The following is an 11,922-nucleotide window of genomic DNA, read 5'->3' as shown; positions in this document are numbered from 1 at the left end:
GTCAGCCCCCGGCCGGCAACAGGCTCATCTTGTACTCCGTGCGGTCGTCCTCGGTGAGGACCGCCGTCGCCGCGCCCTTGGCCACCAGCTCACGCCAGGTCTGGCCGAGCCACGACTCCGCGTCGGACTGGCTGGAAAACGCCTCGTTCGGGCCATCGACGGGCCTGCGCTCAGCGTCTTCGAACTGCCACGTCCACGCCATGGTCACACTCCTGTCCCGGTTGAAGACTTCGAGCGTATCGGCCGCGTGGCCCTGTGCCGACTCCGGCCACCGGTGTCCCTCTAAAGTACGGGGCATGCGGTTGCTGGTGCTCGGAGGAATCCGGTCCGGGAAGTCTGAAGTTGCGGAGGCGCTCGTCGCCGGCGCGGGCGCGGTGCGGTACTTCGCCACCGCGCAGGAAAGCACGTCGGACGACGGCTGGGCGGCGCGCATCGCCGCGCACCGGGCCCGGCGGCCGGACACGTGGCTGACCGAGGAGCTGGGTGGCTCGCCGGAGCGGCTCGCCGAGCTGCTCACGGCGGCCAAGCCCGAGGACACGATCCTGCTGGACGACCTCGGGGGGTGGCTCGGGTCGGTGTACGACATCATCGGCGACTGGTCGAATCCCGCCGCCGCCGACGAGCGGATCGGCGTCCTCGCCGACGCGGTGCGCTCGTGCGCGGCCGGGCTGCTGGTGCTGGTGGGGCCGGAGGTGGGCCTGGGCGTGCTGCCGGCCACCGAGGCCGGCCGGACGTTCGCCGACGCCAACGGCCTGCTCAACCAGCGGATCGCCGCCGCCTGCGACGGCGTGGCCCTCGTCGTGGCCGGCGAGGTGACCTGGCTGCGCGGCGGCGAGCTGGTCGGGCAGGCGGGCAAGCGCGAGCCCTCGGCCGGACCGCTGGTCCGCCCCGCGCAGGCCCCGGCCGAGCCGTTCGTGTTCGAGGCGGCCGGCGCCGGCTCGGTGCTCTCCACCGCCGACGGCGGCGAGACCCTGTCGTTCTCGCCCGGCATGGAGCTGCCGCTGCCCGACGAGTCGACCGCGCACGAGGCCGGCGAGCGGCTGCTGACCCTGCGGCTCAACGGCGCCGGCATGGGCGGCCTCACGCCGGTCGTGCGCTTCGCCGGCGGGGTGCAGGGCCGCCCGGACCCGCGCCCGTTCCAGCAGCCCCGCGTGCTCGTCCTGCGCGGCGACCGCGCCGGCGGCTTCTCGGCCGGCGACTCCGCCGAGGCCGCCGACCGCCGCCTCGAGCAGGTCGTCGAGGGCGACGCGACGATCGCGATGCTCGCCGCCACCGCCGGGGCGAGCGTCCAGGCCATCGACTGCCCCGACGCCGGCCCCGCCGAGGTGCACGACGCCCTCGACGACTCCGCCGTCGACGCCGCGCTGACGCTGGGCTGGCGCCTCGCCGACGCGGCCGCCAACGAGGGCGTGGACATCCTCGTGCTCGCCTCCTGCGGCGCCGGCTCCGACGCCGCCGCGGCCGCGATTGTGGCGGTACTCACGGGCGCCGAGCCGACCGCGCTGCTCGGCCGGGTCGTGGACGCCTCCGGCTTCGTCGACGACGCCGCCTGGATCCGCAAGGTCGGCGCCATCCGCGACGCCCGCCACCGCATCCGCAACCGCAGCCGCGAGCCCCACGTCATCCTCTCGATGCTCGGCGGCGGCGACATCGCGGTGGCCACCGGCATCGTCCTCGGCGCCGCGTCCCGCCGCCTGCCGATCATGGTCGACGGCCCCGTCGCGATCGCCGCCGCGCTGGTGGCCCGCGACTACGGCGCCCAGACCCGCCACTGGCTGCTCATGCCCGACCACGGCGACAACCCGACGGTCAAGCTCGCCGCCGACGTCCTCGGCGCCGCGCCGTTCCTGTCGCTGCACCTCGACCTGGGCGAGGGCGCGACCGCGCTGACGGCGCTGCCGCTGGTCAACACGGCCCTGACGATCGCCGCCGCGACGCCGCCGCGTGCCGAGGAGCCGCAGCCCGACCAGGCGGACATCGAGGCCGAGATCCAGCGCGTCGTGGCGGACTCGCCGACGGCCGAGATGCCGTACGTGAAACCGTCGTGGGAGGACTGAGCCTCGCCCTGAGCCTGTTCACCGTCGCGCCGATCCGGGCGATCCGCTTCGACCGGCCGACGGTACGCCTGGCCATGCTCCTGGCCCCGCTGGCCGGCGCCCTGCTCGGCCTGGTGCTGGCCCTCCTGGCGCGCCTGCTGGTCCTGCTCGGCGCCTCGCCGTTCGTGGGCGCCGCGGCGCTCGTGGCGCTGTCGCTGGTCCTGACCCGCGGGCTGCACGCCGACGGCCTGGCGGACACGGCGGACGGCCTCGGCTCGTATGCCCCGGCGCCGCGTGCCCTGGAAATTATGAAAAAGTCTGATATCGGGCCGTTCGGGGTGGCGGCCATTGCTTCGGTACTGCTGCTCAATGCCGCGGCCGCCACCACGCTCCTGGCCGCTCCCTTTGTGACTTCGCTCGCTTCCTTGACCGCCGCTTTTGCGGCGGGGCGGCTCGGTGCGACGGTCGCCTGCCGGCGGGGGGTGCCGGCCGCGCGGCCCGAGGGGATGGGGGTGCTGGTCGCGGGGACGGTGCCCTTGACCCTGCTGGGCGTGGTGGCTGTCGTGGTGGCGTTGGCGGCGGGGCTGGTTGACGTTTGGCGAGGGCCTTTGGCGGTTGTGGCCGCGGTGGCGATTTCGTGGGGGTTGACGGCGCACGCTCGGCGGCGGCTCGGCGGGGTGACGGGGGACGTGATCGGGGCGGCGGTCGAGCTGTCGACGGCGGCGGCGCTGGTGGTGCTGGCGACGGCCTGAGGGCCCGCTCGGCACTGTCCCGGGCCGCCGCGGCCATCAGCGCGGCACGGAACCACGTGCGCGACGCGGCCATCGGCGCAGGCGAACTAGCACGGCACGCCTCCCGGCGCCGACTCGTCGTCGACGACGGCCCACAGGCGCGACCCGATCGCCGCCGTGTGCGTGCCAGCACCCGCGGCCCGGTCTCCGATATGTCCGCCACTCCGTGACGGACATATCGGAAATTTCGGTTATGTGCGCGGCATCCGATGGCAATTGCCCCTCCCCCGTCTCGCGACCGCTGGCGAGTGCGGTCCGCGGCGCAGCTTCAGGTGCGACGACCGTCCACCGAGTGCTTTCGCTCCACAATCACGCGATTCCGCGCGAACACATGATCAGGGAGCGTTCATGCAGTTTTCGCTCCCAGCATGGAGAACCGGGTCTATAACGTGGCAAACGCGCCCGGTTGGCCGCCCGGTGCGCAGCACGATAAGTCGGGCACTTCGTGCCGCGACTTATCGCATTTATCTCCTGAAGGGGTATAAATCCGACAAGTCGTGGCACGGAGTGCCCGACTTGTCGGAAAGCGCAGCCGGCGTGGCCAATTACGCGCCGCCAAGAGCCGCTGCCGTATGCGCGCGAACGGACATAACCGAAAAATCCGTAAATGTCCGTCACGGAGTGGCGGACATTTACGGATCCCAACGCCGGGCCGCCCGGCGCGCGTCCCCAGGAGACGGCGCCGGGGGTCAGCTTCAGCGGACCGAGGACTTCACGAAGGGGGGCTTCACCACGCGTACCGCCGAACGACGGCCGCGGACGTCCAGCGAAACCTCGTCGCCCTCGCCCACGCCCGACTCGGTGTCGATCAGCGCCAGGCCGATGCCCACCTTGCGGGTCGGGGAGAATGTGCCGCTCGTCACCTCGCCGATCGGGGCGTCGCCCGAGGCGGGCAGGACCGACATGTGGGCGCGCGGGATGCCCCGGTCGAGCGCCTCGATGCCCCACAGCAGCCGGCGCGGGCCGGCCGCCTTCTCGGCCACGAGCGCCTCGCGGCCCCAGAAGGCCGGCTTGTTCCAGCCGACGGCCCAGCCCGCGCGGGCCTGGACGGGAGTGATGTCGAGGGAGAGGTCCTGGCCGTGCAGCGGGTAGCCCATCTCGGTGCGCAGCGTGTCGCGGGCCGCGAGGCCGCACGGGCGGGCGCCGGTCTCGACGATCGCGTCCCACAGAGTGTGCGCGTCGTGCGACGGGATGACGAGCTCGTAGCCGTGCTCGCCGGTGTACCCGGTGCGGCACACGACGACGTCGGTGCCGTTGTAGGCGGAGACCGTGAACCTCATGTAGTCGTGGTCGGTGGGCAGGCCCAGGCCGGCCAGCACCTCCGTGGAGCGGGGGCCCTGGACCGCGAGCACGGCGAACAGCTCGTGCTGGTCGACCACGCTGATGCCGTTGGGGGCCACGGCGCAGAGGCGGCGGACCACCTCGGCCGTGTTGGCCGCGTTGGGGATGAGGAACACGTCGTCGTCGCCGAATCGGTACGCGATGAGGTCGTCCACCACGCCACCGTTGTCGGCCAGGCACAGGGTGTACTGCGCCTGGCCGGCGCCGATGCGGTCGAGGTCGTTGCTGAGGCAGGCGTTGACGAAGGCGGCCGCGCCACGGCCGCGGACCCGGGCCTTGCCCAGGTGGGACACGTCGAACACGCCGACGTCCTCGCGGACGGCCGTGTGCTCCTTGAGCACGCCGCCGCCGGCGTATTCGAGGGGCATCTCCCAGCCGCCGAACGCCGCGAACTTGGCACCGAGCGCCGCATGACGGTGATACAACGCGGGGTGCCGCAAGGGTTGCGTCATGCCCGCAACCTATCGCGTTGGTTATCGTGTCCTGCACCCGATTCGGCGGCATGCTGAAGCTGCGGATAAGCCGCAGTGAAAATCGGCCGCACCCGAAGCGCACACAACCATGAGTAATGTGGAGCCGTAGTGACCTCCCTGACCCTGGTCGACACCGACCCAGCCGGACTCGCCGCCGACGCCATCGTCATCGGCGTCTACGCGCCTGCGGGGGGTGACGCGAAGCTGCTGCTCGCCCCCGGCGCGGAAAGCGTGGCCGCCGCCTTCGGCGACCGGCCCGGGGGCGGGCTCGCCGAGACGCTCTGGGCGCTCGGCGCGACCGGCGCGCTCGGCGAGGTGACGAAGCTCGCCGCGTTCGGGGCGGTGAAGGCGCCGATCGTCGTGGCGGTCGGGCTCGGCGCGCCGGTCGACGGCGACGAGGGCCGGACGCCGCCGGCGGAGTCGCTGCGCCGGGCGGCCGGGGCCGCCGCGCGGGCGCTGGCCGGGTCGGCCTCGATGGCGCTCGTGCTGCCGCTGGACGAGGCCGAGCCGAGCGCGGGCGTGCGGGCCGTGGCCGAGGGGGCGCTGCTGGGCGCCTACCGGTTCGCCGGGTACAAGTCCAAGCCCTCGGCGAGCCGCCGCGACCCCGTGCGCAAGGTGCTGGTGCACGTCCCCGACGCCGGCTCGAAGGCCGCGAAGGCGGCGCTCAAGCGCTCCGGCGTGCTCGGCGCGGTCGTCGGCCGGACCCGCGACTGGATCAACACCGCGCCGAACGAGCTGCGGCCGCCGCAGTTCGCCGAGCAGGTCGCCGCGGCCGCGCGCGACGCGGCGCTGGACGTGACCGTGCTCGACGAGAAGGCGCTCGCCCGTCAGGGGTACGGCGGCATCCTCGCCGTCGGCCTGGGCTCGGCGGCGGCCCCGCGGCTGGTGCGCATCGCGTACGAGCCGGCCGGCGCCACCCGGCGGGTCGCGCTCGTGGGCAAGGGCATCACGTTCGACACCGGCGGCGTGTCCATCAAGCCGGGCGCGGGCATGTGGGAGATGAAGTCGGACATGTCCGGCGCCGCCGCGGTGGCCGCGACCATGCTCGCGATCGCGCAGCTCAAGCCGAAGGTGGCCGTGGTGGCGTACGCGCCGATGGCCGAGAACATGGTCTCCGGCAGCGCGTACCGGCCGGGTGACGTCGTGAAGATGTACAGCGGCGCCCAGGTCGAGGTCCTCAACACCGACGCCGAGGGCCGGATGATCCTGGGCGACGCGATCGCCCGGGCCTGCGAGGACGAGCCCGACTACCTGTTCGAGGTCTCGACGCTCACCGGCGGGCAGGTCATCGCGCTGGGCAAGCGCATCGCCGGCGTCATGGGCACCCCGGAGCTGTGCGAGCGGGTGCGCGACGCGGGCGAGCGGGCCGGCGAGCCCGCGTGGCCGATGCCGCTGCCCGAGGACGTGCGCAAGGGCATGGACTCCGAGGTGGCGGACATCTCACAGGTCAACTCGGGGATGGACCGGGCCGGGCACATGCTGCAGGGCGGCGTGTTCCTGTCGGAGTTCGTCGCCGAGGGCGTGCAGTGGGCCCACATCGACATCGCCGGCCCCAGCTACCACTCGGGCGAGCCGTTCGGGTACTGGTCCAAGGGCGGCACGGGCGTACCGGTCCGGACCCTGGTCGAGCTGATCGAGGAGATCGCGGCGGAGTAGTGCCGCCCGGCTCAGCTCTTCTTGTTGCGCGCGTTGTAGTCGCGCCAGCGCTGCGGATATCCCACCAGCGCGATGTCGTAGATGGGCATGCTCAGGCGGTGCGCGAACTGGCGCGCCGCCTGGGGGCTCTCCATGCGCCGGCGGGTCCACTCGCCGTCGTGCGCGATGAGCAGGAGTGTTGTCTCGGTCACGGTCGTGCGAGGCTCGATGAAGCCCTCCACGCCGCGCCTCGAGCGCACGAACTCCTCGAGATAGGCCAGGTCCTCGCGGCTCGCGCTGCGGCCACCGGCTGCCGGCTTCCGTCGGAACCACGCCACCTGTCCAGCCTCCTCCCGTCGATGCCGTGCACAGGGTACGACGCAAAGGCCACGCGCAGGACCCCACTAAGGGCACCTACCGTCGCAGGCGGGCAGCGCAAGTGACAAGATGGCCGAGGATCGTCATTTGCGAAGGGCGAACCCCGCATTCGCACAGTCACGAGCCGGCTGGCCCGTGCATTACCTGGGAGAATTCGTGAGCGACCCACACGCCAACTCCTTCGACGTCCTGATCCTGGGCGGAGGCAGCGGCGGCTACGCGGCCGCGTTCCGCGCGGCACAGCTCGGCCTGTCCGTCGCGCTGGTCGAGAAGGACAAGCTCGGCGGCACATGCCTGCACCGCGGCTGCATCCCGACCAAGGCGCTGCTGCACGCCGGCGAGGTGGCCGACGCGGCGCGCGAGGCCGACCAGTTCGGCGTCCAAGCGTCGTTCAACGGCGTCGACATGAAGGCCGTCAACGCGTACAAGGACGGTGTGGTCACCAAGCTGTACAAGGGGCTGCAGGGCCTGGCCAAGGCGCGCAAGGTGCAGCTGATCGAGGGCGAGGGGCGCCTGGTCGCGCCGGACGCCGTCGAGGTCGCCGGTTCGCGGTACACCGCGAAAAACATCGTGCTGGCCACCGGCTCCTACTCCAAGACGCTCCCCGGCCTGGTCGTCGACGGCGAGCGGGTCATCACCAGCGAGCACGCGCTCGGCCTCGACCACGTGCCGGCCTCGGCGATCGTCCTCGGCGGCGGCGTCATCGGCTGCGAGTTCGCCAGCGCCTGGAAGTCCTTCGGCGTCGACGTGACCATCGTCGAGGCGCTCCCCCGGCTGCTCGCGGTCGAGGACGAGGCCAGCTCCAAGGCGCTCGAGCGGGCGTTTCGCAAGCGGGGCATCAAGTTCAAGGTCGGCAAGCCGTTCGAGGGCGTCGAGCGCACCGACGCCGGCGTGAAGGTGACGATCCAGGGCGGCGAGACGATCGAGGCCGAGCTGCTGCTCGTGGCCGTCGGGCGCGGGCCGACCACGGCCAACCTCGGGTACGAGGAGCAGGGCATCAAGATGGAGCGCGGCTTCGTCCTCACGGACGAGCGGCTGCGCACCTCGGTGCCGGGCGTCTATGCGGTGGGCGACATCGTGCCCGGGGTACAGCTGGCGCACCGAGGCTTCCAGCAGGGCATCTTCGTGGCCGAGGAGATCGCCGGCCAGCACCCGCAGGTGTTCGACGAGTCCGGCATCCCGCGCGTGACCTACTCCGAGCCGGAGGTCGCCTCGGTGGGGCTCAACGAGTCCAAGGCCCGCGAGGTGTACGGCGACGACAAGATCGAGACTTTGCAGTACGACCTCACCGGCAACGGCAAGAGCCAGATCCTGCGGACCGCGGGCTTCGTGAAGCTCGTCCGCGTCAAGGACGGCCCGGTCGTCGGCGTCCACATGGTGGGCGCCCGGGTGAGCGAGCTCATCGGAGAGGCCCAACTGATCTACAACTGGGAGGCGTTCCCGGGCGACGTCGCCCCGCTGGTGCACATGCACCCCACGCAGAACGAGGCTCTCGGCGAGGCGCACCTGGCGCTGGCCGGCAAGCCGCTGCACGTCCACTGAGTCAACTGGCAACCGTACAAGGAGTAGTTTCATATGCCGGTATCGGTCACCATGCCACGGCTGGGCGAGAGCGTCACCGAGGGCACCGTCACGCGCTGGTTGAAGCAGGAGGGCGACCAGGTCGAGGCCGACGAGCCGCTGCTCGAGGTCTCCACCGACAAGGTCGACACCGAGATCCCGTCCCCCGCGGCCGGCGTGCTGACGCGCATCGTCGTGCAGGAGGACGAGACCGCCGAGGTCGGCGCCGAGCTGGCCGTCATCGGCGACGGCTCGGAGGCTCAGCCCGCGGCTGCCGAGGAGCCCGCACAAGCAGAGGAGCCGGCTGCGGTACAGCCCGAGGCCGCTCCTTCCGAGGAAGTCCAGGAGGAGGAGCCGGCCGCTGCCGCGCCCGCCGCCGCGGCTCCGTCGGGTCCGGCCGAGGGCACGGCGGTGAAGATGCCCGCGCTCGGCGAGAGTGTCACCGAGGGCACCGTCACCCGCTGGCTCAAGCAGGTCGGCGACAGCATCGAGGCCGACGAGCCGCTGCTCGAGGTCTCCACCGACAAGGTCGACACCGAGATCCCGTCGCCGGTCTCCGGCACGCTGCTGGAGATCAAGGTCCCCGAGGACGAGGTGGCCGAGGTCGGCGCCGATCTCGCCATCATCGGCGCGGCCGGTGCTGCTCCCGCTCCCGCTCCTAAGGCTGAGCCCGCCCCCGCCCCCAAGGCGGAGCCCGCGCCGGCGCCGCAGCCCAAGGCCGAGCCCAAGGCGGAGCCCGAGCCGCAGCCCGCGGCCGCCGCTCCGGTCCACGCCGGCCCCGCGACCAACGTCACCGCGACGGCGGGCGGCAACGGCAAGGTCGAGGAGGAGGCCGGGTACGTCACGCCGCTGGTCCGCAAGCTCGCCGCCGAGCACGGGGTGAGCCTGTCGTCCCTGAGCGGTACCGGCGTCGGCGGCCGGATCCGCAAGCAGGACGTGCTCGACGCGGCCGCCAAGGCGAAGGAGGCCGCCGCGCAGCCGGCGCCCGCCGCCGCCCCGGCCGCCGCGCCCGCCCAGGCCCCGGCCCCGAAGGCGGCGCCGAGCCCGCTGCGCGGCCAGACCCAGAAGCTGACCCGCATGCGCGCGCTGATCGCGCGCCGCATGGTCGAGTCGCTGCAGATCTCGGCGCAGCTCACCACGGTCGTCGAGGTCGACGTCACCAAGGTGGCGAAGCTGCGGGACAAGGCGAAGGCGCAGTTCCAGGCCACGCACGGCGTGAAGCTGTCGTTCCTGCCGTTCTTCGCTCTCGCCGCGGTCGAGGCGCTGCGGGTGCACCCCGCGGTGAACTCGTCGATCGACCTGGAGGCGGGCACCGTCACGTACCACGACGCCGAGCACCTGGGCATGGCCGTGGACAGCGACAAGGGCCTGATCGTCCCGGTCATCAAGAACGCCGGCGACCTCAACCTGGCCGGCCTGGCCAAGCGCATCGCTGACGTGGCCGACCGGACCCGCAACAACAAGCTCAGCCCGGACGACATCGCCGGCGGCACGTTCACGCTGACCAACACCGGCAGCCGCGGCGCGCTGTTCGACACGCCGATCATCAACCAGCCCCAGGTGGCGATCCTGGGCACCGGCGCCGTGGTGAAGCGCGCCGTCGTGGTCAGCGACCCGGAGCTGGGCGAGATCATCGCCCCGCGGTCGATGGTGTACCTGGCGCTGTCGTACGACCACCGCATCGTCGACGGCGCGGACGCCGCGCGCTTCCTCACCACGGTGAAGGAGCGCCTGGAGGCCGGCAACTTCGAGGCCGACCTGGGCCTGTAGCCGTTTTCGGCACCGCACGTTGAGGGGCGCCCCGCGGCTTCGCGGGGCGCCCCTCGCCGTCTCACCGCCCGCCGCCGCCCGCGCGACTCGGATCACCGCGACGGCCGTGAGGGGATCGCCTCACGCGAGCCCGCCTCCGGGGTCAACGCGACGACGACCGTCACGGCGAGCGGCGTTTCGTGATCACCGTCAGCGCCACGGCCGGCGTAGGCGTCGCGGGTCTCGGGCGGCTCGGCGCCCAGCCCGTTGGCCGGCACTCCCCCGCCGCCCCGCGCGGCTCGGCCCGCAGCCTGTTGGCCGGCACTCCCCGCGCGACTCGGCCCGCAGCCTGTTGGCCGGCACTCCCCGCCGCCCCGCGCGACTCGGCCCGCAGCCTGTTGGCCGGCACTCCCCGCCGCCCCGCGCGACTCGGCCCGCAGCCTGTTGGCCGGCACTCCCCGCCGCCCCGCGCGACTCGGCGCACCGCGACGGCCGTGACCAGCGCCAGCACGCCCCCGGCCGCGGCGACCCATCACCGCAGGTCAACGCGACGACGACGCGTGACCGCGATCAGCGCGACGACGACCGTCGCGGCGAGCGGCGTTTCGTGATCACCGTCAGCGCCACGGCCGCCGCGGCGGCGACCAGCAGCAGGCCGGCGTAGGCGTCGCGGGCCTCGGGCGGCTCGGCCCCCAGCCCGTTGGCCGGCACTCCCCCGCCGCCCCACAGCGGGCTCAGGTCCAGCGCCGCGAACGCGGCGACCGGCAGCAGCAGCGCAACGCCGCCCGCCGCCCACAGCGCCGCGCCCACCCGCTGCCGACCTTGCCCCGCAACAGCCGGCCGCGCCCCCATCGGTCCGGAACCCCCAGCCATCGCAACGAAAGCCCCAGCCTGCCGCGCGACCGCCGAACGGGGCTCACCCGCGGCGGAATCGCCAGCTTCTCGCGCGCCCATCGGCCGTGTCTCGCCCGCGACAGGATCTCCGGCGTCGCGTGCGGCCGCGAGGCGGGGCTCGCCGGCAGCAAGCGCGGCCGCATCGCCGCGACCCCGGCAGGCCACGTGGCGTTGCTCGCGGACGGCGAACGAGGCGGCCACGAGCGCCGCCACCGCCGCGACCGCAACCGGAAACTCCCAGCTCGACGCCGGCGCGAGCAGCGTCATCGCCAGCGCGGCCGCCGTCGTGGCCAAGGCCGTCGCGCCGCCCGTCGCCACTGTGCGGCGGGTCAGGGGCGAGCGGCGGGCGGTGCCGGCCAGCAGGAGGCCGACGTACCAGACCAGCAGCGGCGTGCAGAGCCACGCGGCCGGGCCGTCGCGGTTCACCTGCCAGTCGAAGACCATGGCGGCGGAAGCCGTGGCGAAGACCAGCAGGCCGACCCGGCGCGGGCCCGAGAGTGCGTAGCGCAGCGGCAGGGGCCAGCAGCCGCGCGCGAAAGACCAGCGGGCGCGAGGGTCGTCCAAGCCGGCCAGCTCGGCGCGCAGTGCGGACTTCCAGGTTTCGCGCGTGGCGGGGACTGGGCGTAGCAGCAGCTCAAGCAGGCGTTCCGGGGTCATCGCCAGGCCACGGGGCGAGCCGGTGGCCGCCGGCGATTTTCCCAACCTCAGCTTAGCCCCACCGAAAAAACCCGATCTCCCCATCACGCCTCCCGACTCCGGAGGGTTGCCCCAGCACTCCATGGCGTAGCCACGGGCAGGGCGCGCGCAAGGGCCAGGCCGTCGGGGGTCAGGCGGTACAGGTGGCGTGGGGGGCGGCCGTGCGGAGGGTCCGGCTCCCACTCGGCGGTCAGCAGGCCCGCGTCGGACAGGCGGATCAGGATCGGATACAAGGTGCCGGCCTTCAGGCCGACCTCGCGGGACAGGTCGTAGCCGTGGCGCCACACGTCGGGGGCGGCGGCCAGGGCGCGCAGGACGGCGGAGGTCTGTGGCGAAGGGCGGCGAGCGCGCGGCACACCGCAAAGTCTA

At 73.2% G+C, this 11,922-nt stretch carries 10 protein-coding genes; 5 read left to right on the top strand and 5 right to left on the bottom strand.

Annotation, left to right across the window (positions count from 1 at the left end; all coding sequences use genetic code 11):
• Position 1: 1 nt before the first annotated feature.
• Complete coding sequence (locus ACQEVU_RS03115) at positions 2-202, bottom strand: hypothetical protein (RefSeq protein WP_433320217.1); 201 nt, start codon at positions 200-202, stop codon at positions 2-4.
• A gap of 94 nt (positions 203-296) precedes the next feature.
• Between ACQEVU_RS03115 and ACQEVU_RS03110 the strand changes: the two genes are divergently transcribed.
• Together ACQEVU_RS03110 and ACQEVU_RS03105 are read left to right on the top strand one after the other, a co-directional pair.
• On the top strand, positions 297-2,057 hold the full coding sequence (locus tag ACQEVU_RS03110) for a bifunctional adenosylcobinamide kinase/adenosylcobinamide-phosphate guanylyltransferase (RefSeq protein ID WP_433320214.1): 1,761 nt from the start codon (positions 297-299) through the stop codon (positions 2,055-2,057).
• Positions 2,045-2,788 carry an adenosylcobinamide-GDP ribazoletransferase gene (locus ACQEVU_RS03105; RefSeq protein WP_433320211.1) on the top strand — a complete coding sequence of 248 codons (744 nt, stop codon included), beginning with the start codon at positions 2,045-2,047 and terminating at the stop codon, positions 2,786-2,788. Before ACQEVU_RS03110 ends, ACQEVU_RS03105 begins: the two co-directional genes overlap by 13 nt.
• 734 nt (positions 2,789-3,522) lie before the next feature.
• On the opposite strand, the gene gcvT is transcribed toward ACQEVU_RS03105, so the two are convergent.
• Positions 3,523-4,620, bottom strand: coding sequence for a glycine cleavage system aminomethyltransferase GcvT (gene gcvT / locus ACQEVU_RS03100; protein WP_433320208.1), 1,098 nt, complete (start codon positions 4,618-4,620; stop codon positions 3,523-3,525).
• 129 nt (positions 4,621-4,749) lie between these two features.
• Between gcvT and ACQEVU_RS03095 the strand changes: the two genes are divergently transcribed.
• Entirely contained in the window at positions 4,750-6,297 is a 1,548-nt protein-coding gene (locus ACQEVU_RS03095) for a leucyl aminopeptidase (protein ID WP_433320205.1), read from the top strand.
• Between the two features lie 11 nt (positions 6,298-6,308).
• Here the strand turns inward: ACQEVU_RS03095 and ACQEVU_RS03090 are convergent, their stop codons facing one another.
• Positions 6,309-6,614 carry a hypothetical protein gene (locus tag ACQEVU_RS03090; RefSeq protein ID WP_433320202.1) on the bottom strand — a complete coding sequence of 102 codons (306 nt, stop codon included), beginning with the start codon at positions 6,612-6,614 and terminating at the stop codon, positions 6,309-6,311.
• A 196-nt stretch (positions 6,615-6,810) separates the two neighbouring features.
• On the opposite strand from ACQEVU_RS03090, the gene lpdA reads away from it, so the two are divergent.
• Together lpdA and sucB are read left to right on the top strand one after the other, a co-directional pair.
• Entirely contained in the window at positions 6,811-8,196 is a 1,386-nt protein-coding gene (gene lpdA / locus ACQEVU_RS03085) for a dihydrolipoyl dehydrogenase (protein WP_433320199.1), read from the top strand.
• 33 nt (positions 8,197-8,229) lie between these two features.
• A complete protein-coding gene (sucB, locus tag ACQEVU_RS03080; RefSeq protein WP_433320196.1) occupies positions 8,230-9,984 on the top strand; it encodes a 2-oxoglutarate dehydrogenase, E2 component, dihydrolipoamide succinyltransferase in 1,755 nt (584 codons plus the stop codon).
• 549 nt (positions 9,985-10,533) lie between these two features.
• Here sucB and ACQEVU_RS03075 read toward each other — a convergent pair.
• Together ACQEVU_RS03075 and ACQEVU_RS03070 are read right to left on the bottom strand one after the other, a co-directional pair.
• Positions 10,534-11,637, bottom strand: coding sequence for a hypothetical protein (locus tag ACQEVU_RS03075; RefSeq protein WP_433320193.1), 1,104 nt, complete (start codon positions 11,635-11,637; stop codon positions 10,534-10,536).
• Positions 11,598-11,909: a PadR family transcriptional regulator gene (locus ACQEVU_RS03070; RefSeq protein ID WP_433320190.1), complete on the bottom strand. Its 312-nt coding sequence runs from the start codon at positions 11,907-11,909 to the stop codon at positions 11,598-11,600. The genes ACQEVU_RS03075 and ACQEVU_RS03070 overlap by 40 nt, the downstream gene beginning before the upstream one ends.
• Positions 11,910-11,922 lie beyond the last annotated feature (13 nt).

This window comes from Dactylosporangium sp. CA-139066, from assembly GCF_050936175.1.
Lineage (GTDB): Bacteria > Actinomycetota > Actinomycetes > Mycobacteriales > Micromonosporaceae > Dactylosporangium.
Note: the sequence above shows the minus strand (reverse complement) of the source record. Positions and strands in the feature narration are given on the sequence as shown.

What these genes read in the sequence shown, in the direction of transcription:
- ACQEVU_RS03075 (WP_433320193.1), bottom strand. Translation starts at nt 11,637, where the DNA reads ATGGAGTGCTGGGGCAACCCTCCGGAGTCGGGAGGCGTGATGGGGAGA.
- ACQEVU_RS03110 (WP_433320214.1), top strand. Translation starts at nt 297, where the DNA reads ATGCGGTTGCTGGTGCTCGGAGGAATCCGGTCCGGGAAGTCTGAAGTT.
- ACQEVU_RS03115 (WP_433320217.1), bottom strand. Translation starts at nt 202, where the DNA reads ATGGCGTGGACGTGGCAGTTCGAAGACGCTGAGCGCAGGCCCGTCGAT.
- sucB (WP_433320196.1), top strand. Translation starts at nt 8,230, where the DNA reads ATGCCGGTATCGGTCACCATGCCACGGCTGGGCGAGAGCGTCACCGAG.
- gcvT (WP_433320208.1), bottom strand. Translation starts at nt 4,620, where the DNA reads ATGACGCAACCCTTGCGGCACCCCGCGTTGTATCACCGTCATGCGGCG.